This is a genomic window from Paracoccus broussonetiae, from assembly GCF_031854425.1.
In the GTDB taxonomy this organism is placed as follows: domain Bacteria; phylum Pseudomonadota; class Alphaproteobacteria; order Rhodobacterales; family Rhodobacteraceae; genus Paracoccus; species Paracoccus broussonetiae.
On the sequence record NZ_JAVRQI010000003.1, the window covers coordinates 175,878 to 200,278 of the forward strand.

21 protein-coding genes are annotated in these 24,401 nt (G+C 64.6%); 14 read left to right on the forward strand and 7 right to left on the reverse strand.

All coding sequences use genetic code 11. The features are described from left to right. Positions 1–19: 19 nt before the first annotated feature. The 9 genes from dnaG to RM190_RS05185 all read left to right on the forward strand — a co-directional run bounded on the left by dnaG (position 20) and on the right by RM190_RS05185 (position 9,998). Positions 20–1,948, forward strand: coding sequence for a DNA primase (gene dnaG / locus RM190_RS05145; protein WP_311758337.1), 1,929 nt, complete (start codon positions 20–22; stop codon positions 1,946–1,948). A 162-nt stretch (positions 1,949–2,110) separates the two neighbouring features. Then, positions 2,111–4,102: an RNA polymerase sigma factor RpoD gene (rpoD, locus tag RM190_RS05150; protein ID WP_311758338.1), complete on the forward strand. Its 1,992-nt coding sequence runs from the start codon at positions 2,111–2,113 to the stop codon at positions 4,100–4,102. Continuing rightward, the gene (locus tag RM190_RS05155) at positions 4,103–4,516 is read left to right on the forward strand and encodes a BLUF domain-containing protein (protein WP_311758339.1); all 414 of its coding nucleotides are present in this window, start codon (positions 4,103–4,105) and stop codon (positions 4,514–4,516) included. Positions 4,517–4,656: 140 nt separating this feature from the next. Continuing rightward, entirely contained in the window at positions 4,657–6,105 is a 1,449-nt protein-coding gene (gene rmuC, locus RM190_RS05160; RefSeq protein WP_311758340.1) for a DNA recombination protein RmuC, read from the forward strand. Further along, positions 6,102–6,527, forward strand: coding sequence for a secondary thiamine-phosphate synthase enzyme YjbQ (locus RM190_RS05165; RefSeq protein WP_311758341.1), 426 nt, complete (start codon positions 6,102–6,104; stop codon positions 6,525–6,527). Before rmuC ends, RM190_RS05165 begins: the two co-directional genes overlap by 4 nt. A gap of 100 nt (positions 6,528–6,627) precedes the next feature. Continuing rightward, positions 6,628–7,497 carry an ABC transporter permease gene (locus RM190_RS05170; protein WP_311758342.1) on the forward strand — a complete coding sequence of 290 codons (870 nt, stop codon included), beginning with the start codon at positions 6,628–6,630 and terminating at the stop codon, positions 7,495–7,497. Then, positions 7,494–8,300, forward strand: a complete 807-nt coding sequence (locus RM190_RS05175) for an ABC transporter permease (protein ID WP_311758343.1) — start codon at positions 7,494–7,496, stop codon at positions 8,298–8,300. Before RM190_RS05170 ends, RM190_RS05175 begins: the two co-directional genes overlap by 4 nt. A gap of 56 nt (positions 8,301–8,356) precedes the next feature. Further along, complete coding sequence (locus RM190_RS05180) at positions 8,357–9,454, forward strand: ABC transporter ATP-binding protein (RefSeq protein ID WP_311758459.1); 1,098 nt, start codon at positions 8,357–8,359, stop codon at positions 9,452–9,454. A 97-nt stretch (positions 9,455–9,551) separates the two neighbouring features. After that, positions 9,552–9,998 carry a pore-forming ESAT-6 family protein gene (locus tag RM190_RS05185; protein WP_311758344.1) on the forward strand — a complete coding sequence of 149 codons (447 nt, stop codon included), beginning with the start codon at positions 9,552–9,554 and terminating at the stop codon, positions 9,996–9,998. 101 nt (positions 9,999–10,099) lie between these two features. Here the strand turns inward: RM190_RS05185 and RM190_RS05190 are convergent, their stop codons facing one another. Further along, entirely contained in the window at positions 10,100–10,441 is a 342-nt protein-coding gene (locus RM190_RS05190; protein ID WP_311758345.1) for an MmcQ/YjbR family DNA-binding protein, read from the reverse strand. A 181-nt stretch (positions 10,442–10,622) separates the two neighbouring features. Here RM190_RS05190 and cysS point away from each other — a divergent pair, with 181 nt between their 5' ends. Genes cysS through RM190_RS05205 form a run of 3 tightly spaced genes read left to right on the forward strand, consistent with a single transcriptional unit; the run spans position 10,623 to position 14,421 of the window. Next, the gene (gene cysS / locus RM190_RS05195) at positions 10,623–12,047 is read left to right on the forward strand and encodes a cysteine--tRNA ligase (protein ID WP_311758346.1); all 1,425 of its coding nucleotides are present in this window, start codon (positions 10,623–10,625) and stop codon (positions 12,045–12,047) included. Beyond that, positions 12,044–13,663 carry a citramalate synthase gene (cimA, locus tag RM190_RS05200; RefSeq protein WP_311758347.1) on the forward strand — a complete coding sequence of 540 codons (1,620 nt, stop codon included), beginning with the start codon at positions 12,044–12,046 and terminating at the stop codon, positions 13,661–13,663. Before cysS ends, cimA begins: the two co-directional genes overlap by 4 nt. After that, the gene (locus RM190_RS05205) at positions 13,660–14,421 is read left to right on the forward strand and encodes a squalene/phytoene synthase family protein (RefSeq protein ID WP_311758348.1); all 762 of its coding nucleotides are present in this window, start codon (positions 13,660–13,662) and stop codon (positions 14,419–14,421) included. Before cimA ends, RM190_RS05205 begins: the two co-directional genes overlap by 4 nt. 45 nt (positions 14,422–14,466) lie before the next feature. Here RM190_RS05205 and eno read toward each other — a convergent pair whose 3' ends face one another. The 4 genes from eno to RM190_RS05225 all read right to left on the reverse strand — a co-directional run bounded on the left by eno (position 14,467) and on the right by RM190_RS05225 (position 18,404). After that, positions 14,467–15,744, reverse strand: a complete 1,278-nt coding sequence (gene eno, locus RM190_RS05210; RefSeq protein ID WP_311758349.1) for a phosphopyruvate hydratase — start codon at positions 15,742–15,744, stop codon at positions 14,467–14,469. A 63-nt stretch (positions 15,745–15,807) separates the two neighbouring features. Continuing rightward, positions 15,808–16,566, reverse strand: coding sequence for an endonuclease/exonuclease/phosphatase family protein (locus RM190_RS05215; protein ID WP_311758350.1), 759 nt, complete (start codon positions 16,564–16,566; stop codon positions 15,808–15,810). A gap of 15 nt (positions 16,567–16,581) precedes the next feature. After that, positions 16,582–18,000, reverse strand: a complete 1,419-nt coding sequence (locus RM190_RS05220; RefSeq protein WP_311758351.1) for a protein adenylyltransferase SelO — start codon at positions 17,998–18,000, stop codon at positions 16,582–16,584. A 65-nt stretch (positions 18,001–18,065) separates the two neighbouring features. Next, positions 18,066–18,404, reverse strand: a complete 339-nt coding sequence (locus RM190_RS05225) for a DMT family transporter (RefSeq protein WP_311758352.1) — start codon at positions 18,402–18,404, stop codon at positions 18,066–18,068. Positions 18,405–18,523: 119 nt separating this feature from the next. Between RM190_RS05225 and obgE the strand changes: the two genes are divergently transcribed. Both obgE and proB read left to right on the forward strand, forming a co-directional pair. Further along, entirely contained in the window at positions 18,524–19,555 is a 1,032-nt protein-coding gene (obgE, locus tag RM190_RS05230) for a GTPase ObgE (protein ID WP_311758353.1), read from the forward strand. Then, positions 19,543–20,655, forward strand: a complete 1,113-nt coding sequence (gene proB / locus RM190_RS05235; protein ID WP_311758354.1) for a glutamate 5-kinase — start codon at positions 19,543–19,545, stop codon at positions 20,653–20,655. Before obgE ends, proB begins: the two co-directional genes overlap by 13 nt. A gap of 131 nt (positions 20,656–20,786) precedes the next feature. On the opposite strand, the gene RM190_RS05240 is transcribed toward proB, so the two are convergent. Together RM190_RS05240 and pepN are read right to left on the reverse strand one after the other, a co-directional pair. After that, complete coding sequence (locus tag RM190_RS05240; protein WP_311758355.1) at positions 20,787–21,674, reverse strand: 1-acyl-sn-glycerol-3-phosphate acyltransferase; 888 nt, start codon at positions 21,672–21,674, stop codon at positions 20,787–20,789. Positions 21,675–21,744: 70 nt separating this feature from the next. After that, complete coding sequence (pepN, locus tag RM190_RS05245) at positions 21,745–24,294, reverse strand: aminopeptidase N (RefSeq protein ID WP_311758356.1); 2,550 nt, start codon at positions 24,292–24,294, stop codon at positions 21,745–21,747. Positions 24,295–24,401 lie beyond the last annotated feature (107 nt).

Consider the following 24,401-nt stretch of genomic DNA (forward strand, 5'->3'; position numbering starts at 1 on the left):
CGAACCGATAAATGACGCCATGAGTCTTCCGCCCCAGTTCCTTGATGAAATCCGTGCCCGCGTGCCCCTGTCGCGCGTGATCGGGCGCAAGGTGACGTGGGATCTGCGCCGCTCGAACCAGGCCAAGGGCGATTGGTGGGCGCCTTGTCCGTTCCACGGCGAAAAGACGGCCTCCTTTCACGTCGATGACCAGAAGGGATTTTACTATTGCTTCGGTTGCCATGCCAAAGGCGACGCGCTGAGTTTCCTGCGCGAGGCCGAGGGGATGGGCTTCATCGACGCCGTCTCGCTTCTGGCATCCGAGGCTGGGCTGCAGATGCCCGAACGCGATCCCCGCAGTGTCGAGAGGGCGGACCGCCGGACCGAGCTGGTCGAAGTCATGGAGCAGGCCGTGCGCTGGTTCCGGATGCAGCTTGGCATGGGCGTGGCCGCGGATGCGCGCGACTATCTGGCCCGGCGCGGCCTTGACGCCCAGGCTTGCGAGCAATTCGGCATCGGCTTTGCGCCGGACCAAAGGCAGGGGCTGTTCAATGCCCTGCGCTCAAAGGGGATCTCGGACGCGCTGATTGTCGAGGCGGGCCTGGCAGCCCGGCCCGATGACGGCGGTGCGCCGTTTGACCGCTTCAGGGGCCGGATCATGTTCCCGATCCGCGACGGTCGCGGGCGTTGCATCGCTTTCGGCGGGCGCTCGATGGACCCGAATGCGCGGGCCAAGTATCTGAACAGTCCGGAAACGCCGCTCTTCGACAAGGGGCGGAACCTTTACAATATCGGGCCGGCGCGTGCGGCGGTCGCGCGGGGCAAGCCGCTGATTGTCGCCGAAGGCTATATGGACGTGATCGCGCTGGTGCGCGCCGGCTTCGAAGGCGCGGTCGCGCCCCTTGGCACCGCAATCACCGAGGATCAGCTGCGGCTGATGTGGCGCGTCTCGCCCGAGCCGGTCATCTCGTTGGACGGCGACACGGCAGGGCTGCGCGCCGCGATTCGGCTGATCGATCTGGCGCTTCCGCTGACCGCCCCCGGACAGGCGCTGCGCTTTGCCTTCCTTCCCGAAGGGCAGGATCCCGACGATCTGATCCGCGCACGGGGCGCTTCCGCCATGTCGTCAGTGCTGGACGAGTCGCGGCCTCTGGTCGATCTGCTTTGGCGGCGCGAGACCGAGGGCAAGGTCTTCGACAGTCCCGAACGCAAGGCCGCGCTGGACAAGGCGCTGGGGGACGCGATCGGCAAGATCCCCGACAAGGACACCCGCGACCATTACTTCATGGCGTTGAAGCAGATGAAATGGGAGCTTTTCGGCGCCCGCCGCCGCGAGCCGCAGGCCGAGCGCCCGCGCGCGCCCTGGCAGCCGCGGGGGATCCGCGGCGCGTCGATTGTCCCGGCGGCGCCGGTACCGTCGACGCGTGCGTCGCGCCTGTCCTTGCCCGGCGCGGGCGAGCGGGAAGCGGAAGAGATGATCGAGGCGATGATTCTGGCGATCTGCGCGACCCACCCCGAACTGATCGCGCCGGTCGAGCTGCGTCTTGAACGCCTGGACCCCACGGATGCCGAGCGCGCGGCGCTGGTTCATGACCTGCTGGCGGGAAGCCAGTCGCAGGCGGGGCAGCGCGCCCTTGAAAGCATCATGGCCGAGCCCCATGTCAAAGCCGCTCCGGCGATCCTGCGTCCGCAAGAGGGCGATGCCGCCGCCGAGATCCTTGCCAATGCGCTGGACCGGATCGAGGCTCGCCGCGTCGCGCGTGACGAGATTGCCCGTGCCGAGGCCGAGATCCAGGGTCTGGCAGACGAGGGACTGACATGGCGCGTCGCTCAATCCGCCCGCGCCCGCCAGCAGGCGGATCATCCCTCGCTTTCGGACTTTTCCGATCTGGGAGAAGACCGCGCGGCGCTGTCGGCGCAGCTGAAGGCTGCGCTGGAAAACGAAATCTGGCGCAAGCCGCGCCGCTGACCGGGGTGCCGGATGAGGTCGGAGACGGCCGAATCACCGACGCCGAATCACGCTCGCCGCAAGTCCGGGCCGGGATTTGATTCCCGCCGCGACTTCGATAAAAACGGCCTAAAGCCGATCCCGATTCGCCGATTCGCGAATCACCGCTTCAAGGGAGCCAGCATGGCAGCCAACGACGACGACCAGAAGCCCGACACCAAGGACGACGATCACTCGCTGGACATGAGCCAGGCGGCGGTGAAGCGCATGATCGCCGAGGGGCGCGAGCGCGGCTTCATTACCTATGACCAACTCAATGCCGTCCTGCCGCCGGAGCAAGCCAGTTCCGACCAGATCGAGGACGTGATGTCGATGCTGTCCGAAATGGACATTCGCGTCGTCGAAAACGATGAGGAGGCGGACGACGGCGAGACGGGCGGCCAGGTCGCGACCACCAGCACCGGGTCGCGCGAGATTGCCATCGCGACGACCGAGACCGAGAAGCTGGACCGCACCGACGACCCGGTGCGGATGTATCTGCGCGAGATGGGTTCGGTCGAGTTGCTGTCGCGCGAGGGCGAGATCGCCATCGCGAAGCGCATCGAGGCTGGGCGCAACACCATGATCGCCGGGCTTTGCGAAAGCCCGCTGACCTTCAAGGCCATCACGATGTGGCGGCAGGAGCTTCTGGAAGAAGACATCCTTCTGCGCGACGTGATCGACCTTGAAACCACCTTCGGCCGCTCGATGGACGAAGAGGGTGAGGACGAGGAAGTCCTGACCGAAGAGACGCCGCGCGCCAATGCCGCCGGCCCGAGCACGGCCCGGGGCGAGGATGAGCTGGACGCCGACGGCAACCCGATGCGCCGGTCCGAAGACGAGGAAGAGGACGAGGACGGCCAGAACCTGTCGCTTTCCGCGATGGAAGCCACGCTGAAGCCCAAGGTTCTTGAGACGCTGGAAGCGATTGCGCAGGGCTATGAAGAACTGGCGCACATGCAGGACAACCGCATGTCCGCCACCCTGAACGAGGATGGCAGCTTCTCGGCCAAGGACGAGATCGCGTATCAGCTGCTGCGTTCGCGCATCGTTGCGCTGGTCAACGAACTGCACCTGCACAACAACCGGATCGAGGCGCTGGTCGACCAGATCTATGGCATCAACCGCCGCATCGTGACCATCGACTCGGGCATGGTGAAGCTGGCCGACGCGGCCCGCATCAACCGCCGCGAGTTCATCGACGCCTATCGCGGCGCCGAGCTTGACCCGACCTGGGTCGACCGCATGGCGGGCAACAAGGGTCGCGGCTGGCAGGTCCTGCTGGAGAAATCGCGCAGTCAGGTCGAGCAGCTTCGCGGCGACATGGCCATGGTCGGCCAGCATGTCGGCGTCGATATCGAGGAATTCCGCCGGATCGTGAACCAGGTCCAGCGCGGCGAGAAGGAAGCTCGCCAGGCCAAGAAGGAAATGGTCGAGGCGAACCTTCGCCTGGTGATCTCGATTGCTAAAAAATACACGAACCGTGGTCTGCAATTCCTTGATCTTATTCAGGAAGGCAATATCGGCCTGATGAAGGCCGTCGACAAGTTCGAGTATCGGCGCGGCTACAAGTTCTCGACCTATGCGACCTGGTGGATCCGTCAGGCGATCACGCGTTCGATCGCGGATCAGGCCCGGACCATCCGGATTCCGGTCCACATGATCGAGACGATCAACAAGCTCGTCCGCACCGGACGCCAGATGCTGCACGAGATCGGCCGCGAGCCGACCCCGGAGGAATTGGCCGAAAAGCTGCAGATGCCGCTGGAAAAGGTCCGCAAGGTGATGAAGATCGCCAAGGAGCCGATCTCTCTCGAAACCCCAATCGGGGACGAGGAAGACAGCCAGCTTGGCGATTTCATCGAGGACAAGAACGCGGTCCTGCCGCTGGATTCCGCCATTCAGGAAAACCTGAAGGAAACCACGACGCGCGTCCTCGCCAGCCTTACTCCGCGGGAAGAGCGGGTTCTGCGGATGCGCTTCGGCATCGGCATGAACACCGACCACACGTTGGAAGAGGTCGGCCAGCAGTTCAGCGTGACCCGCGAACGTATCCGTCAGATCGAGGCCAAGGCGCTGCGCAAGCTCAAGCACCCGTCTCGTTCGCGCAAGCTGCGGTCCTTCCTGGATCAGTAAGTGGAGACCTCTTTCTTTCTCTACCGGAGCCGGACTTCGCTGACCGCGAGGTCCACCGGCTGTGCGGATATCCTGGCCGAGTCGAGGGCGCGTAACAGCGTTCTGGACCTGACCGGCTATCTGCATCTTGAGGACGGTTCCTTCTATCAGTGGCTGGAAGGGCCGTCCGATGCGCTGGCCGATGTCGGCGACCTGATCGTTGCGGACCCCCGCCACCGCGATGTGGAATTCCTGTGGCAGGGCACCCAGCGAGGCCGGCAATTTTCGAAATGGAAGATGGGGTTTGGCACCTCGACTGCGGGGATCCTGTTCGACTGGGTGGCTGAACAGGGCGTCCAGGTCAGCGATCAGACCTCGTTCGCGCAGGGGTTGCTGGACTTCATGCTGTCTGAACTGCGCGCGGCCTCGGCCTGAACTTCCCCGATTTCCCTGGAGAAAATGGCCGTCCCGGTTCCTGTCGGGACGTCTGCTTCTTGCATTTCCGGGGTAAAAGGTGAACAGTTACGCCCAAGAAGAACGGCGGCCGCGGCGACGGCCCGGCGAAGGTGGGCAGAGTGACGGAACATATCCAGCAATGGCTTGCGATTGGCGATAACCTTCGGGTGCTGCTGATCCTGGCGCTTGCCGCCATCCTGGGCTTGGGGGTCGCGCTGTCGCGCACAAGGCGCTCATCCGAGCGCGTGGCCCGAGAGGCGGCGCTGGCCGAACAGGGCCTGCGCGCCCGGCTGGAGGAAGAGGGCCGCGCCACCCAGGACCATCTGCTGAAGATCAGCCGCATCGAGACCAAGGCCGAATCCCTGGCCCAGCGTCTTCAGGAGCTGGTGGAGGAGCGCGATGGCCTGACCGACGCGCTGCACCGGGAACGCAATCTTCTGGCGCAATCCCAGCGCCAGTTGGCCGAGGCGCGGCTTGCCTCGGACAAGGACCGCGAAGCGGCCGAGCGCGAGATCCTGACCCTGCGCGAGCTGCGCCAAGAGATGACCGGGCATTTCCGCCTGATGGCAAACGAGACCCTGCGCGTTCAGGGGGCCGAGATGCAGAAGTCCCACGGCGACCAGTTGAACGCGCTGCTGACGCCGTTCCGCGATCAGGTGAACCGCTTCCAGACCGAATTACAGGCCCGGAACAAGGCCACCGACGAAGAACGCGCGCGCCTGAAGGAGCAGATCGAGTACCTGCACAAGCGTTCCGAACAGATCTCGCAAGAGGCGGTGGCGCTGACCCGCGCGCTGAAAGGCGACAGCCAGAAGCGCGGCGCCTGGGGCGAGATGATCCTGGAGCGCATCCTTGAGGATTCCGGCCTGATCGAAGGGACGCATTACCAGACCCAGACCAGCCATCGCGACGGTGACGGCAAGCTGTGGCGCCCGGATGTGATCGTGAAGATGCCGCAGCGCAAGCTGCTGGTGATCGACAGCAAGGTATCGCTGAACGCCTATGAAGAAGCCGTGAACGCCGAGGATCCGGTCGCGCGCGAAGCCGCCCTGCGGCGGCATGTCGCCTCGGTCCGGGGGCATGTCGCAAGCCTCGCGGCCAAGGGCTACCAGGCGCTGGACGACGGTTCGGTCGATTACGTGCTGATGTTCATCCCGGTCGAAGGCGCGTTTTCCGAGGCGCTGCGCGTTGATCCCGACCTGGCGCGCCACGCGATGGAAAACCGCGTGGGTTTGGCGACGCCGACCACGCTGATGCTGACGCTGCGCACCGTCGATCACATCTGGACGGTAGAACGGCGCGAATCGAACGCGATGCAGATCGCCGCGCGGGCGGGACAGCTTTACGACAAGCTGCATGGCTTCGTTTCCTCGATCGAAGAGGTGGGCGTGGCGCTGGACAAGGCGCAGAAAAGCCACGCCACCGCCATGGACCGCCTGTCGCGCGGCTCGGGTAACGTCATCCGGCAAGCCGAGATGCTGCGCGAGTTGGGCGCGCGGACGCAGAAGCGTCTTGGCCTTGACCATGACGGCGGCAGCCTTCCGGCACCCGAAGAGGCAGCAGAGTGACGTTGACGCGGTTCCGCGTTCAGACGCGCGGACCCGCCTTGCATGAAATCACGCGCGACATCGCAGGCTGGCTTTCCAATATCCGCGCGGAGGAGGGGGTGGTGACGCTGTTCGTGCGCCATACCTCGTGTTCGCTTCTGATTCAGGAAAACGCGGATCCCGATGTGCGCCGCGACCTGCTGAACTGGTTGGGCCGGATCGCACCCCCGGCGGACGATCCCGCGATGGGCTGGATCACGCATCGCGCCGAAGGGCCGGACGACATGCCTGCGCATCTGAAGTCGGCGGTGCTGCCCACCAGCCTGCATATCCCGGTGGAAGGCGGTCGGATGGTTCTGGGGACATGGCAGGGCATCTACCTGGTCGAGCATCGGCGCGCGCCCCATCAACGAGAGGTCGTGGCGAAGTTTCAGGCAGGCTAAGCAACAGCATCGGGGACCGCTAAAACTCCTTTCACTTGTCGCGGCATTGTGGAAAATTTGCGCAACAAAAGCGGACCGTTCGCGGCAAGAAGGACAGGGCATGGCGACAGGTAGCCGATCGCAAGCGACACAGGGGCTGACCCTGATCTCTCCTCCGCTGGCCTATGCCGTCCTGGTCATGGCGGCGCCGCTGCTGACCATCCTGGCCTATTCCTTCCTGAAGGACGGCTATCTGACGGTGATCCGCGAATTCACTCTGGAGAACTATCGCGCGGTCTGGTCGGACCCGATCTTTCACACCATTTTGCGCCGTTCGCTGGGGGTGGCCGCGCTGGTCACGGCGGTTACGGTGCTCCTGGCCTTTCCGGTGGCCTATTTCCTCAGCTTCGCCGTCTCGGCCGAGCGCAAGTCGCTGTGGCTTTTCCTGATCACCATCCCGTTCTGGACCAGCTATCTGATCCGGGTTTTCCTGTGGAAGGTGATCCTGGGCTATAACGGGGTCATCAATTCGGGCCTGAAAACGCTTGGCATCATCGACCAGCCGCTGACCTTCATCCTGTATAACGTCAACTCGATGGTGATCACGCTGGCCCATGCCTATGCGCCCTTCGCGATCCTGCCAATCTTCATCGCGCTGGAAAAGATCGACCGCTCGCTACTTGAGGCTGGGCGCGACCTTGGCGAAAGCCGGGCAATGACGTTCTGGCGCGTGACCCTGCCGCTGGCGATGCCGGGTGTGGTTGCGGCATCGCTGATCGTCTTCATTCCGACCATCGGGGACTATGTGACCCCGGCGCTGATCGGGGGCGGCAAGATTCCGATGATCGCGAACATGATCCAGGCGCAGATGCTGGACCTGGACAACCGCCCGATGGGTTCGGCACTGGCAGTTTCGGCCATGCTGGTGGTCGCGATCCTCAGCCTTCTGTTTGTGGCCGTGAACCGCCGCTTCCTGAAGGTGCGGCAATGAAGGGCGGCGGGCTGCGGATCTATGCGATCGCCTATCTTCTGTTCCTGTACGCCCCGATCCTGCTGCTGCCGGTCTTTGCGTTCAATGCGGGGACCGTGATTGCCTTTCCGCTGAAGGGGTTCACCACGCAGTGGTTCGTCCAGATGTTCGAGAACGCGTCGATGCGGCGCGCACTGATGAACTCGCTGACCATTGCCGTCTCCTCGTCGATCTTCGCGACATGCCTTGGCGTCTTTGCCGCGCGCGCCTCGACCCGGTTCGAGTTTCCGGGCAAGGGTGCGATCATGGGCCTGATCATGCTGCCGCTGGTCCTGCCCGAGATCATCGTCTCGATCTCGCTTCTGGTGGTTCTGCTGTCGATCGGCATCAAGCTGAACATCCTGACGGTGATCCTGGGCCACACGCTGATCTGCATGCCCTATGCGACAGTCATCCTCAGCACCGCGTTCAACTCGCTCGACCGCTCGCTGGAGGAGGCAGCCTATGACCTTGGCGAAACGAAATGGAGCGCGTTCCGGCTGGTCATCCTGCCGCTGGTCATGCCGGGGATCATTTCCTCGCTGCTGATGAGCTTCACGATCAGCCTGGACGAATTCATCATCGCCTTCTTCCTGGCCGGGAACGAACCGACGCTGCCGACCTATATCTTCAGCCAGCTGCGCTTTCCCAAGCAGACACCGATGATCATGGCGCTGGGAACGGTGCTGGTCTTCATGTCCATCATCCTTTTGACAATTGCCGAATATTTCCGCCGTCGCGGCCTTGCCAAGACCGGCGCCAAGGATACCGGAGGCTTCTTGTGACCACGCCCAGCAGCAGCACCGCCGCGCATCGCGCCAGGACCGCGACGGCGCGTCCGATGATCGAGATCAAGGGGGTCCAGAAGCATTACGGCGACTATCACGCCTTGCGGGGCATCGATCTGACCATCCGCGCGGGCGAGTTCTTCTCGCTGTTGGGGCCATCGGGTTGCGGCAAGACTACGCTTCTGCGCACGATCGCCGGGTTCGAGGACATTTCCGAAGGGGTGGTCCTGATCGACGGGCAGGACATGGACGGTGTGCCGGCGAACAGCCGCCCGACCAATATGGTTTTTCAGTCCTATGCGATCTTTCCGCACCTGACCGTGGCTGAAAATGTCGGCTTTGGCCTGCGCCGGGATCCGCGCTCGAAGGCCGAAAAGGCCGCCGCGGTCGAGCAGGCGCTGGAGATGGTGGGGCTGAAGGGGTATGGCAAGCGCGCCTCGCACGCGCTGTCGGGCGGGCAGCGGCAGCGCGTGGCTCTGGCCCGCGCGCTGATCCTGAAGCCCAAGGTGCTGCTTCTGGACGAACCGCTTTCGGCACTGGACCGCAAGATGCGCGAACAGATGCAGGTTGAATTGATCAAGCTGCAACGCCAGGTGGGCATCACCTTCGTCCTTGTCACCCATGACCAGGAAGAGGCGCTGGTCATGTCCGACCGCATCGCGGTCATGTTCGAGGGGCAGATCGCCCAGCTTGACGGGCCCGAGGCGCTGTATGCGCGCCCGACCAGCCGCCGAGTCGCGAATTTCATCGGCGTAATGAATTTCCTGCCCGCCCGCATCCTGGGCGAGACGCAAGATGGGATCGAGGTCGAGGTTTCGGGCCTGGGCCGGGTGGTGATTCCGGCCAGAAACGTCAGCAGCGCCGATCCCGGTGACGACGGCCCCTCGGTCGGGTTCCGGCCCGAGGCGGTATCTCTTCTGTCCGCGTCGCAATCGGGGCAGGGCCGGGTCACGGGGGGCGTCATCGACGAGGTCGTCTATTATGGCGACATGACCTATTACGACGTCCGGCTGGACGGCTCGGCCAGTTTCGACGGCAAGGCGCGGCCCGTCCGCATCGCCATGCGCAACGTCTTTGGCCGCGAAGTGCAGGATGTCGGAACACGCGCGAATGTGAGTTGGTCGCCGGGTTCGCTGGTGCTTTTCCGCTGATTCAAGGCGTTGGCGGCAAGATATCGCCACGCCGCATTTGCGACCTGCGGCCAGCCGTGCCACGTTCGAAAGGCAATGCAACAGACGGAGATCCATAATGATCGCACGTTCCGCCATTCTTCCCGCACTCGCCTTGGCCGCTTCGGCGCTGACCGCAGGCATCGCCCTTGCGCAAGAGGCCGCGCCCGCGGCTCCTGCCGCCCCGGCGACGACCCAGGCTCCTGCGGCGGCGCCCGTGCAGGACAATGGTGCTGCATATGAAAGCGCGCGCAACCAGTTGGGTGTGCTGACCTATTGCCAGCAAAAGGGCTTCATCGACGGCAAGGCGGTCGAGACCCAGACCAAGCTTCTCGCCATGATCCCGGCCGGTGACACCGCCAAGGGCGACGCCGCCGAGGCCAAGGGCAAGGAAGGCACCGTTTCCGCAATGGGGGTAGAGCGTTCGCTGGCGGATGCCGCCACCGAGCAGAAGACGACCGAGGAAGCGCTTTGCAAGCAGATGGACACCCTGCTGCAACAGCTTGCCGCACAGGTGCCCAGCTAGGGCGCAAAAGGGTTTGGCGGCAGTTCCGGTTTCGAGTCGCTCCGGCCGGGGCCTGCCATTCCGGGGTCGGTCCTTTGCGATGGGGGCCGGCCCCACTTCGTTCAGAAGGGGGGCAGTCCGACCTGCACCTTCTTCGGCAATCCCGTCCGCACCAGGCGATAGCTGTGGCGGATGCGGTGGGCCAGCTCGTCCGGCGCCGAATCAAGGGGCAGGGCGACCCAGCTTCGGTGCAGGTAAGGGGCGTGTTCGGCAACGCCGGTTTCGATCAGGAAGGCGGCAAGTTCGGCGCTTTCGGTCTTGACCGCGACATGGGTGCCAGCGGTGCCCGTCACGGCAAAGGTCTTGCCACCGATTTTCCAGCAATCATGGCCTCCGCCCCAGGGGTCGGACCATTCGGCCCCCGGCTGCGCGGCACATAGCTCGTTGACTAGGTCTCGGCTCATGATGCGAGTTTTGCAGCGTCTCTTGGCAGAGACAAGACGATGGTTTAAGGCAGCGGCATGAAGCTGCACGCCGCCACCATCCGTTGCATCATTACCGGCTGAAAATTCAGGCGGGCGTTACTTCGTGACCTATGACGCCCGCGCCGGGAGAGGTTCGGGATGCCCAATTTCGAGGGAAGTCATGGTCGATATCAGACTGACGAATACCAAGACCCGGGGGAAAGAGGTCTTCCGGCCGCTGGACCCCGAAAACGTGCGGCTTTATCTGTGCGGCCCGACGGTCTATGACCGCGCGCATCTGGGCAATGCCCGTCCCGTCGTGGTGATCGACGTGCTGGTGCGGCTTCTGCGCGAAGTCTATGGCGCCGGGAACGTGACCTATGTGCGCAATTTCACCGATGTCGATGACAAGATCAACGCCAGCGCCGCTGCCCGCAAGGCAGCCGGCGCGCCCGGCACGCTTGAGGATCTGATCCGCGAACGGACCGAGGAAACCATTGCCTGGTATCACGCCGACATGGACGCGCTGGGGGCGGAGCGTCCTGATCACGAGCCGCGCGCGACCGATTACATCCAGCAGATGATCGACATGATCGGCACGCTGATCGCGCAGGGGCACGCCTATGCAGCCGAAGGGCATGTGCTGTTCGATGTGCGCTCTTTCCCCGAATACGGTCGCCTTTCGGGCCGGTCGGTCGATGACATGATCGCGGGCGCGCGGGTCGAGGTCGCGCCCTTCAAGCGCGATCCGATGGATTTCGTGTTGTGGAAGCCGTCCGATGCCGACCTGCCGGGCTGGGACAGCCCCTGGGGTCGGGGGCGTCCGGGCTGGCATATCGAATGCTCGGCCATGGCCTATGAGTTGCTGGGCGAAAGCTTCGACATCCATGCGGGCGGGATCGACCTGCAATTCCCCCACCACGAGAACGAGATCGCGCAAAGCTGCTGCGCCCATCCGCATGGCGATTTCGCCCGCGTCTGGCTGCATAACGAGATGCTTCAGGTTGAAGGCAAGAAGATGTCCAAATCGCTGGGCAATTTCTTCACCGTCCGCGACCTGCTGGAAACGCGTGTGCCGGGCGAGGTGATCCGCTTCGTGCTGCTGTCGACGCATTACCGCAAGCCGATGGACTGGACAGCCGACAAGGCCCAGGCGGCCGAGGATACCCTGTGGGACTGGCGCGTCCTGACCAAGGGGGTCGAACCCGCCCCCGCGCCCGATCCCCGCATCATCGAGGCGCTGGCCGATGACCTGAATACCGCAGGCGCAATCGCGGTGCTGCACGGCTTGCGTGATGATCCGGCGTTGCTGCTGGCCTCGGCACGCTTCCTGGGTCTGCTGCAGCCCGAAATGGGCGACTGGATGCGGCACGATCTTGCCAGCATTGCGAACGTCAATTTTTCGGTCAAGGACGCGTTGGAAGAATTGACCCAGAAGCTGACCGATCTGCGGGTCGAGGCGATGCAGACCAAAAGCTTCGGCTCGGTCGACGCGCTGAAGACGGCGCTGACCGAGGCGGGCGTGGAAGTGCGCATGTCAAAGGCCGGGGTCGAGTTGCTGGCCGGGCCGCGGCTTGATGTCTCTCGTCTGGGGGCATTGCTGTGACCGATCGCCTTTATCTTTACGACACCACCTTGCGTGACGGGCAGCAGACGCAGGGCGTGCAGTTCTCTTCCGCCGAAAAGGCCGAGATCGCGGGGATGCTGGACCAGCTTGGCGTCGATTATATCGAGGGCGGCTGGCCGGGCGCGAATCCGACCGACAGCGACTTCTTCGCCTCGGCGCCCACGACCCGTGCGACGATGACCGCCTTCGGCATGACCAAGCGCGCGGGGCGTTCGGCGGAGAATGACGACGTGCTGGCGGCCGTCATGGATGCGGGCACGCCCGCGGTCTGTCTGGTGGGCAAGACCCATCCGTTTCACGTCCGCGAGGCATTGGGCATCACGCTGGACGAGAACCTGCAGAACATCAGCGCCTCGGTCGCGCATCTGGTCGCCTCGGGACGCGAGGCGCTTTTCGATGCCGAGCATTTCTTTGACGGTTATGCCGATGACCCGGATTACGCGCTGTCCTGCCTTCGGGCCGCGCTGACATCGGGCGCGCGCTGGATCGTTCTTTGCGACACGAATGGCGGCACCCTGCCGGCAAAGGTCGGGCGCATCGTGCAGGAGGTGATCGCAGCGGGCATTCCGGGTGACCGGCTGGGCATTCATTGCCATGACGACACCGGCAACGCAGTTGCCTGCACGCTGGCTGCGGTCGAGGCAGGCGTGCGCCAGATCCAGGGCACGCTGAACGGGCTGGGGGAACGTTGTGGCAATGCCAGCCTGACCACGCTGATCCCGACGCTGCTGCTGAAGGAACCCTATCGCTCGATCCTGCGCACCGGCGTTTCGGGCGAGGGGCTGGGGGCGCTGACCCGCATCTCGCGTCGGCTGGACGAGATCCTGAACCGCGCCCCGCTGCGTGCCGCGCCCTATGTCGGGGCGTCGGCCTTTGCGCACAAGGCCGGGTTGCATGCCAGCGCGATCCTGAAGAACCCGGCGACCTACGAGCATGTGGAACCGGCGGTGGTGGGCAATGCGCGCATCATCCCGATGTCCAATCAGGCGGGGCAGTCGAACCTGCGCGCGCGTCTGGCCGAGGCGGGCATCATCGTCGAACGCGACGACCCGGCTCTTGCCCGCATCCTCGATCTGGTCAAGAGCCGCGAGGATGACGGCTACGCCTATGACGGCGCGCAGGCGAGCTTTGAACTGCTCGCGCTGACCGAACTCGGCCGGATGAAGAAATTCTTCGAGATCGATCGCTACCGCGTCACGGTCGAGCGCAGGAAGAACGCCCTCGGCCGCCGGATCACCGTCTCCGAGGCGGTGGTCGTCGTCCGTATCGGGGACGAACGAATGTTGTCCGTCAGTGAAAGCATGGACGAAGAGGGTCAGGACCGCGGCCCGGTCAACGCGCTTTCCCGCGCGCTGGCCAAGGACCTTGGGCCCTATCAGTCCCATATCGAGGACATGCAGCTTGTCGATTTCCGCGTCCGCATCACCGCGGGCGGCACCGATGCTGTCACCCGCGTCATCATCGACAGCGCCGACGGGCAGGGGAACCGCTGGTCGACGGTCGGTGTCTCGCACAACATCGTGGACGCAAGTTTCGAGGCGCTGGTCGATGCCATCCGCTGGAAGCTGATCCGCGACGGGGTGACACCGGCATGAGCCTTGACCATTGCGCCGAGCAGCTCAGGGAGCATGACCCAGAGCGCTTCGGCATCTGCCTGCTTGCCCCTGCCGGGGCGTGTCCGCGCCTTTTGACGCTCTATGCGCTGAACCTGGAGCTGGCACGAACGCCACTTGCCTCGACCGAGCCGCTGATCGCCGAAATGCGTGTGCAGTGGTGGATCGAGCGGCTGGAAGCCATCGCCGAGGGGCAGGTCGCGTCCCACGAAATCCTGACGCCCTTGGCCGAGGCCTGGGGTCCGCGGGCGGCGGCCTTTGCCGTGCTGGCCGAGGGGCGCCGCCGCGACAGCGCGCGTGAGCCGCATGACGGTCCCGGGGCCGTTGCGGCCTATGTGCGGGAAACGGCGGTGCCGCTGGTGGAATTCGCCGCCGAGGCCCTTGATGGGCCGCTGGCGGCGACGCCTGCCGTTGCTGCGCAGGCCGAGGGGCTCGGTCTCGCGAATTGGCTCGCAGCACTTCCCGCATTGCAGGGTCTGGGGCTGGGCCTATGGGATCCGTCGGCGGAAGCCCTGTCGCAAATCGCCCGGGATGCGCGTGGAAAGCTCACCGAGGCGCGCGACCTGCGCCGCGATGTGCCCCGCGCGCTGGCTCCGGTCCTATTTCCCGGTGCGGGCGTGAAGCTCGTTCTGGATGCGGCGCCGAAGGGGCTGGAGGCGCTGGCCGCAGCGCAGCCGTCGGAGTTCCGAAAGCGGCTGGCGCTTGGTGCCTTCGCGCTGACACATCGCTGGTGGATATGAAAAGGGCGGCCGATTGGCCGCCCTGTCTGCATGTTGGTTCTGCGATCAGCCGCGCAGGATGCTGCGCCCGGCATACTCTGCCGAGGCACCCAGCATTTCCTCGATCCGGATCAGCTGGTTGTATTTCGCGAGCCGGTCGGAACGCGCGAGGCTGCCGGTCTTGATCTGGCCGCAATTCGTCGCGACGGCGAGGTCGGCGATGGTCGCATCCTCGGTCTCGCCCGAGCGGTGCGACATGACCGAGGTATAGCGTGCGCGGTCGGCCATGCGCACGGCGTCAAGCGTCTCGGTCAGGGTACCGATCTGGTTGACCTTGACCAGCAGCGAGTTGGCGCAGCCTTTCGCGATGCCTTCAGCCAGTCGGACGGGGTTGGTCACGAACAGGTCGTCGCCGACCAACTGCACGCGGTTGCCCAGCGTGTCGGTCAGCAGCTTCCAGCCGTCCCAGTCATCTTCCGAGCAGCCGTCCTCGATCGACAGGATCGGGTAGTCGTTGCACAGCGCCTCAAGATAGGCGACGTTTTCGGCAGGGGTCAGGGACTTCCCTTCGCCCTTCATCTCGTATTTGCCGCCCTTGAAGTACTCGGTCGACGCGCAGTCGAGCGCCAGCATGATGTCGTCGCCGGGCTGGTAGCCTGCTTTTTCGATCGCCTTCAGGATGAAGTCGAGCGCATCGCGGGCCGACGAAAGGTTCGGGGCAAAGCCACCCTCGTCGCCGATCCCGGTCGAGAGACCTGCCGCCGACAGTTCCTTTTTCAGGGTGTGGAAGACTTCCGAGCCCATGCGGACGGCCTCGCGGATGTTTTCCGCGGCCACCGGCATGATCATGAATTCCTGGATGTCGATCGGGTTGTCGGCATGTTCGCCGCCATTGATGATGTTCATCATCGGCACCGGCAGGATGCGCGCGCCCGTGCCCCCGACATAGCGGTAAAGCGGCTGTGCGCTGGCTTCGGCTGCGGCCTTGGCCACGGCCAGCGAGACCCCGAGGATCGCGTTCGCACCAAGACGGCCCTTGTTCGCGGTGCCGTCGATCTCGATCATCAGGCGGTCGATGCCGATCTGGTCGGTCACGTCCTCGCCGATCAGGTTTTCGGCGATTTCGCCATTCACGGCGGCGACGGCCTCCAGCACGCCCTTGCCCATGTAGCGCGACTTGTCGCCATCGCGCTTCTCGACGGCCTCATGGGCGCCAGTCGAAGCGCCCGAGGGCACCGCGGCGCGGCCCATCGTGCCGTCTTCCAGCGTGACATCGACCTCGACGGTCGGGTTGCCGCGGCTGTCCAGGATCTCGCGTGCGAAAATGTCGATGATGGCGGTCATGTCCGTCCCTCTCGTGACAAGGTTTGCGCAGATGTGTAGCGGCCTTCGCGCGTGCAGAAAAGTTCATTCGGCAGGGTTATCGCTCACACGGCCCATGATCCCGGGTTCGGGGGCGGCGGACCAGGGTTCCAGCGCCAGATCCGCCCAGATCGGCAGATGATCCGAGGCCTGGCGCGCGATATCGCTGTCCCAGACGCCCGAATCCACCACCTCGATCCCGCGCGAGACGGCGAACCGGTCATAGCGCAGGCGGGGAAACGGGGCGGGCCAGCTGGGACCGGGGGCCAGGACATGCATCGGCTCCAACGCCTCAAGCCCGCGATTGTCGTGCCATTCGTTGAAATCGCCGGTCAGGATCAGGCGGTCATGGCCCATGCGCCCGGCCTGGGCAACGATGCGGCGCAATTGCGCCCGGCGGGATGATCGCGCCAGCCCCAGATGCACTGCGATGATGGTGATCCCCGGAATGCGCAGCGCCAGCGCGCCCCGTGGCTCAATCCCCGGCAAGGGAAGGCGGCGGACAGTCGCCTGCTCCATCAGTTCCGGACGCAGCAGGATGGTCTGGCCATGCCAGCCCAGCGAGTTCGAGCCTGTCGGGTTGAAGACCGCCGGGACCATGCCCGTCGCTTCCTGGATCAGCGCGCGGGGCAGGGCCTCGGGCCGGCGGCCCAGGCGGAAATCGACCTCTTGCAGGGCGATGACATCGGGCTTGATGTCCGCGATCACTTGCAGGTTGCGTTCAGGTGCATGTGGCCCCGTCATGCCCCTGCACTTGTGCAGGTTATAGCTGGCCAGTCTGATGCGGTCCGTTTGTGACGACATGGGGCCTTTCGCTGATCAGGTGCCGCAGAAGGTGCGTTGGACGATCTCATCCGGTTCAGGCGGGCGGGACAAGTCCTCCCATTCCGGGCGATCCGCAAATGGGTCGCGCAGCGCCGCATCCAGCCGATGGAACAGGGTGAAATCGCCCTCATCCCGCGCAGCGGCAATCGCCTGCTCGATGCGGTGATTGCGTGGAATGCGCCGCGGGTTGGCGCGGGCCATGACTTCGGGCGCGTCGGAGAGGGGCGCGATCCGCGCCTGCCAATCAGCGGCCCAGGCGTCAAAGGCGGCCCGGTCGACGAACTGGTCCCGCGCCGTGCCATCGCCAAGCGCCGCGAAAGTGGTGGTGAAATCCGCGCGCTCGGCAGCCATCAGGTTCAGCAGGCGTTCGACCAACTCTCGGTCGTCGGGGCGGGTCGCCGCGATACCCAGCTTGGCACCGAAGCGGCGCAGCCATTCGCGCTGGTAGAGTTCGGGGAAGGAATGGACGATCCGCGTGGCCTCGGTCACGGCCTCGTCGTCATTGCCCATCAGGGGCACCAGGCAGCTTGCCAGCTGTGCCAGGTTCCAGACCGCGATCCGCGGCTGTTCGTTCCAGGCATAACGCCCTTGCGCGTCGATCGAGGAAAACACCTTGTCCGGCTGGTAGCCGTCGATGAAGGCGCAAGGGCCGTAATCGATGGTTTCACCGGAAACGGACATGTTGTCGGTGTTCATGACCCCGTGGATGAAGCCAAGCCCCATCCAGCAGGATATGGTGTAGGCCTGCGCCTCGACCACGCGTTGCAGCAGGTCGGCCGCACCCGAGGCGTCCGGGTAATGGCGCGCGATGACGTGTTCCGCCAACAGGCGCAGCCGTTCGCGATCGCCGCGCGCGGCATAGAACTCGAAGGTGCCGACACGGATATGACTTGCCGCGATCCGGGTCAGGACCGCGCCCGGCAGCACGGTTTCGCGGATCACCGTCTCGCCCGTCGTCACGGCGGCCAATGCGCGCGTGGTCGGGACGCCGAAAGCCGCCATGAATTCGCTGACCAGATATTCGCGCAGGACCGGACCCAGCCAGGCGCGGCCGTCCCCCCGACGCGAAAAGGGTGTCGGCCCTGCTCCCTTCAGCTGGATGTCGAAGCGCGCGCCGTCGGGGGCCACGATCTCGCCCAGCAATACTGCGCGGCCGTCGCCAAGCTGCGGAGAGAAGCCGCCGAACTGGTGCCCGGCATAGGCCTGGGCGATCGGCTCGGCACCTTGGGGCAAGACGTTTCCCGACAGCATCTGCAATCCTTCAGGCCCGGCCAGCCAGTCGGCATCAAGGCCAAGGCGGCTTGCGAGTGGCAGGTTCAGCGCGATCAGTGCCGGGTCGCGCACGGGGGTGGGCGCGGTCCGGGTGAAGAATCCTTCGGGCAGTCGGGCATAGCTGTTGTCGAAGTGGATCATCTCGACCCTCCTTTCGACCTTATCTAGCCTTCATTGCAGAAATGTTAAGGGCGCAGGCACGCGCTCTAGTGCGAGATGCTGCCGGAAAACAGGTTCACCACGATCACACCGGCAATGATCAGCCCAAGCCCGATCATCGCCGCCACGTCCAGCCGCTGGCCAAAGACGAAAAGCCCGATCAGCGAGACAAGGACGATGCCCAGCCCGCTCCAGATTGCATAGGCGATGCCAAGGGGCATGGCGCGCAGTGCGTGGGACAGGAAGTAGAACGATCCCGCATAGCAAAGCCCCATCATCAGGGTCGGGACCAGTCGCGTAAACTGCTCGCTGCGTTGCAGGAAGGTGGTTCCGGTGACTTCCAGAACGATCGCGACGATCAGGGTGGCATAGGTCAGGATCGGCATCTTGTCTCTCCACGGGCGCTCGGGCGATCTAGCCCAAGCCTGCCGGGAATGTCACGCTGCCCTTGAACCGGATACGCGATATGCGTATCCCAGTGTTTTGCCGCTGTAAGGATGCTGTCGTGAAGTTCCTCGATCTCGCCAAGGTCTATGTCCGCTCGGGTGGCGGAGGCGCGGGATGCGTGTCCTTCCGTCGCGAGAAATTCATCGAATATGGTGGCCCCGATGGCGGCGACGGTGGCCGCGGTGGCGATGTCTGGGCCGAAGCGGTCGAAGGGTTGAATACCCTGATCGACTTCCGCTTCCAGCAGCATTTCTTCGCCAAGTCCGGCCAGCACGGCATGGGGTCGCAGCGCACGGGCGCTTCGGGCGATGACGTCGTGCTGCGCGTTCCCGTCGGGACCGAGATCCTGGACGAGGATCAGGAAACCATCATCTGCGACCTGACCGATCCCGGCCAGCGCGTTCTTCTGGCCAAGGGCGGCAATGGCGGTTTCGGCAACCTGCATTTCAAAAGTTCGACCAACCGCGCGCCCCGCAATGCCAATCCGGGCCTGGCTGGAGTTGAACGGACGCTGTGGCTGCGCCTGAAGCTGATCGCCGATGCCGGGCTTCTGGGTCTGCCGAATGCCGGCAAGTCGACCTTCCTGTCGGCCGTGTCGAATGCCCGCCCGAAGATCGCCGATTATCCCTTCACCACGCTTCACCCGAACCTGGGCGTCGTCGGCATCGATGCGCATGAATTCGTCATGGCTGACATTCCCGGCCTGATCGAGGGCGCGTCCGAAGGTCGCGGCCTAGGCGACCAGTTTCTGGGTCATGTCGAACGCTCGCGTGTGCTTCTGCATCTGATCGACGGAACGTCCGAGGACGTGGCCGGCGATGCGCGCACCATCCTGGCCGAGCTTGCAGCCTATTCTCCGGCGCTGGCCGAGAAACCGCGCGTCACGGTTCTGAACAAGATCGACGCCCTTGACCCCGAGATGATCGAGGAACGCCGCGCCGCGCTTGAGGCCGAGATCGGCGGGCCAGTCCATCTGATGTCGGGCGTCTCGCGCGAAGGGGTGGCGACGGTACTGCGCGCGCTCTGGTCCGAAATCGCACCCTCGCGCAAGCCGTTGCGTCAGGAAGACAGTGGGTCGTGGCAGCCGTGATACCGGAACTGGGCCGCGCGCAGCGGCTGGTGGTCAAGATCGGTTCGGCCCTGCTGGTGGGCGCTGACGGTCTGCGCGGCGAATGGCTGCGTGCGCTTTGCGATGACGTGGCACAGGCGCGGCGACGGGGGACGGATATTGTTCTCGTCTCGTCGGGGGCCATCGCGCTTGGCCGCCAGGTCCTGGGTCTTCCGGCAGGGCCGCTGCGGGTCGAGCAGTCGCAGGCAGCCGCCGCGGTCGGCCAGATCCGTCTGGCTCGCGCCTATGAAGAGGCTCTGGTGCCCCATGGCGTCACCACGGCGCAACTGCTGGTTACGCTGGACGACACAACCGATCGCCGCCGCTATCTGAACAGCCGCGCGACCATGCAGACGCTGCTGGGCCTTGGTGTCGTTCCGATCGTGAACGAAAATGACACCGTCGCCACGGACGAGATCCGCTATGGAGACAACGATCGTCTTGCCGCGCAGATCGCCGTGACATGCGGCGCCGACCAGCTGCTTCTGCTGTCGGATGTGGACGGGCTTTACACCGCCAATCCCAAGACCGATCCCACGGCCCGCCATCTGCCGGTGGTCGACCAGATCACGCCCGAGATCGAGGCCATGGGCGGCGACCCGATATCGGGTCTTAGCAAGGGCGGGATGAAGACGAAGCTGATGGCCGCCCGCACCGCGGTCGCCGGGGGCTGTGCAATGGCAATTGCCGAAGGCTCGGTCCTGCATCCCCTGCGCAATGTCGCCGAGGGTGCGCGCGTGACCTGGTTCCTGCCCGACTCGGATCCGCATGCAGCGCGTAAACGCTGGATCGCGGCGATGAAGCCCAAGGGTGAGATCGTGGTCGATGCAGGCGCGGCCGTGGCTTTGTCGAACGGCAAGTCGCTGCTCCCGGCGGGAGTCAGCGCGGTCTCGGGACGCTTCGGACGGGGCGATCCGGTCTCGGTCCTCGACAGCCGCGGGGCGCGGCTCGCGGCCGGGCTTGTGCGCTATTCCTCGACCGAAGCCCGCGCCATCGCCGGCCATCGCAGCGACGAGATCGAATCGATCCTGGGCTATCCGGGCCGCGCGGCGCTGATCCATCGCGATGACATGGTGATCTAGGGCCCAGGACGGCTTGCTCCACGAATGTGTTCAGCCTTGCATGGGTATTTTAGAAACAGTGAAGAACGGGCGCGATGAGCGATATTCACCGTTTTCCAAATACCCATGCAGGGCTTCCATCCGCGGGGCGGCTAGTCGACTGGACTGGCCTTTACCACTGCGCGGTGCTGTTGGCCCAACCTGCGGATTTGTGAGAATTGCGCCGCGTTCGGCGCGGGGGCGGGCAGGGCCAGGACGGCTTCGCGCAGCATCTGGATGCCGTCCTCACTGCGGGCGGGCAGGGTCGAGGCCGGGATCGGCGGGCCGATGGTCACACGATAGGGCTGGGAGGTCTTGTTCAACACCTCGTTGAACAGCGTGACATCGCGCAGTGTCGCGTGAAGCAGATCCAGCAGATAGAACAGCGTCGAGTTCCGCGCCCGGATCTGTAGCGGGATTACCGGCACGTCGAACTTCTTTGCGATCATTGCGGCGCTGGCCATCCACGGGCGTTCGTGCAGTGTCAGGCCGCGACGCTTGGCCAGCCGTCCCGAGGGAAAGATCAGCCCGATCCGACCTCGCTCAAGCGCCTTGCGCGTGTAATCCATTGTCGCGCGCGTCTTGGCATGGCTGCGCTTTTCGACCCGCCATTCGACCGGGGCGATCAGGCTGCCGCATTGTGGAAGAACCCGCATGATGTCGTGATTGGCATAGATGAACAGGTCATCACGCACCGCCGAGACGACTGCGTTCAGCACGATCCCGTCCGCAATTCCCGTCGGGTGGTTCGACACGATCAGCGCCGGGCCCGTGGCCGGAATATGCTCCAGCCCCTCGACTTTCAGGTCCCGGATGATGAGCTGCGCAAGGCGACGCATGATCTCATCCGTGGGCAGGTCGCGGAATTCTGCGCCAAGCTCGACGGTGCGGTCATAGCGCAGAAGCCACATCAGCCCCCGCCGGGCGAAGTCATGGTGCCAACGTGTTGAAAACAGCCAAGGTGCCCGCTCGTGGATCAGCGGATCAAGGCGTTGTTTCATGTCCTCGCGGGCATCCATGCTGGCAGTATTGCCGTGGCCGGCGGTGGCTGCAAGGGCCGTTCACACCACTTCAGGCTGCGCCGGCAAGGATGCGCGTAACCATCTCGGATGTGTTGCGCGAAAGCCCCGGCATGGCCGCGATGCGCCGAAGCGCCGCACGTGCCTTGTCCTGCCGTCCGGTGTCATAGCGCGAGATGGTTTCGAATGCCGAGCACATTCGTGCCGTGGTCTGTGGGTTGACCGGATCAAGCTTCATCAACCAGTCGGCCAGGAAATCGTAACCCGAGCCGTCGGCTGCGTGGAAACCCGCATGGTTTGCCGTCAGGCCCGAAATCAGCGCGCGGAAGCGGTTGGGGTTCTTCCAGTCGAAATCCGGGCGGGCGGCCAATGCGCGCGCGCGGGCGACCGCCTTTTCGGGCGCGGCACGCAAAGGCTGAACCATGAACCACTTGTCCATCACCAGCCGATTGTCACGAAATTCGGCTGCAAACCGCGCCAGCGCGTCGGCGTCGCGGTCAAGCGCGATCAGCTGTTCCAACGCGCCCTGCCGTTCGGTCATGTTCCCGGCATCGGCGAACAGGGTGTCGGCCCGGTTGCCGTCATCGAGGCGACCAAGATAACCAAGGCAGGCCAGTCGCAGGCTGCGCCGTGCCGATCCGTCCGCGTCCGGGCGATAGGGCCCTTGAGGGGCCATCGCGTCGAACAGCCGGGTCAGCGCAACTTCATGCGCCTCGGCAATGTCTTGGACAAGACCGCGACGGGCGGCATGGATCGCATCGGGATCCGGGACCGCACCCGAGGCCGCGATCGTGGTCGCGATTTCCTCTTCCCCCGGCAGAGACAGGCAAAGCGCGGCAAAGGCCGGGTCGGCTTCCGCATCGTCAAGAAGACCGCCAAGTGCGCGGATCAGCGCCTCGCCGACTGCCTTGCCACGGGTGCGGTCGATCAGGGCGTCCAGCGCCAGGTCATGGCCCGCCTGCCAGCGCGCGCAGGGGTCGGTGTCATGGGCCAGAAGCAGGGCCTGTTCGTCTGCGGTCATCTCGCGCGCCACCGTCACCGGGGCAGAGAAGCCGCGCAGCAGCGAGACGACCGGGCGCGCACCCAGCCCTTCGAACGCGAAGCTCTGCCGCTCCTCGGTCATCTCCAGCACCGTGGTCGGCAGTACTTCGTCCCCATTCGGGCCGATCAGGCCAAGGGCGATCGGGATGACGCGGGCGGGCTTTTCGGCCTGACCCGGCGTCGGTGCGGTATGCTGGCGGAAATTCAGCACCAGCTTGCCGTTGGCCCATTCCTCGGTCAGGGACAGGCGCGGCGTGCCAGCATCGGTGTACCAACGCTTGAATTGCACAAGATCGCGGCCGGTCGCGTCCTGAAACACTGCGATCCAGTCCTCGATCGTGCAGGCCTGCCCGTCATGGCGGTCGAAATACAGGTCCAGCGCCTTGCGATAACCTTCGTCGCCGACCAGGCGCTTGAGCATTCCGATGACCTCGGCGCCCTTTTCATAGACGGTCGCCGTATAGAAGTTGTTGATTTCCTGATAGTGATCGGGGCGCGGCGGATGGGACAGCGGGCCCGCATCCTCGCGGAACTGACGCGCGCGCAGGGTCTGGACATCGTGGATGCGCTTGACCGCGGCCGAGCGCATGTCGCTGGTGAACTGCTGGTCGCGGAAGACCGTGAGCCCCTCTTTCAGGCAAAGCTGGAACCAATCGCGGCAGGTGATGCGGTTGCCGGTCCAGTTGTGGAAATACTCGTGACCGATCACCCCCTCGATGCGTTCGTAATCGCCATCGGTCGCGGTTTCGGCAGTGGCCAGAACCAGCTTCGAGTTGAAGATGTTCAGCCCCTTGTTTTCCATCGCGCCCATGTTGAAATCATCGACGGCGACGATGTTGAACACGTCCAGATCGTATTCGCGGCCATAGGCCTCTTCTTCCCATTTCATCGACCGGATCAGAGATTCCATCGCATAGCCTGCGCGCGGCTCGTCGCCGGGACGAACCCAGACGTTCAGCGCGACCTTGCGGCCGGAGGCGGTGGTGAAGCTGTCGGGAATGGCCCGCAGGTCGCCCGCGACCAGCGCGAACAGATAAGCGGGCTTCGGCCAGGGATCGTGCCACGAGGCATGACCCGGCGCGGTGTTGACGGGATTGCCGTTCGACAGCAGCACGGGCTTGTCGGAGTGGATCTCGACCCGGAAGGGTGCCATCACGTCGGGACGGTCGGGATACCAGGTGATGTGGCGGAAGCCCTCGGCCTCGCATTGGGTGCAGAACATGCCGCCCGACAGATACAGGCCCTCCAGCGCAGTATTCGCCTCGGGATCGATCTGAACCTCGGCTTCGAAGGTGAAGCTGTCGGGCAGTTGGTCGGCGGGAATGATCAGCTTTTCCTGGTCAGCACGGATCAGGGTGGGGTCGACGGGGCGCCCGTCAATGGTCATGGACAGCGTTTTCAGCCCAGCCCCGTCAAGGACGAGGTCGCCGGGTCCGATGCGGCGGAAATCGATCGCCGAACGCACCCGCGTGGTGCGGGCCGCTAGCGTAAAGTCCAGCCGGGTTTCGGCAATCGCGAAAGGATAGGGGCGCCAATCGGCGAGATATTGTGTGGCGGTCATGACGAACCCCTTCAAAAAACTTTCGCAATGCGCGGAACTCGCGTGGAAACAGATTGTTAATCGCGGGATAGGCGGGTCGCAAGCCGGCCGGGGCGTTATGTGGCGCG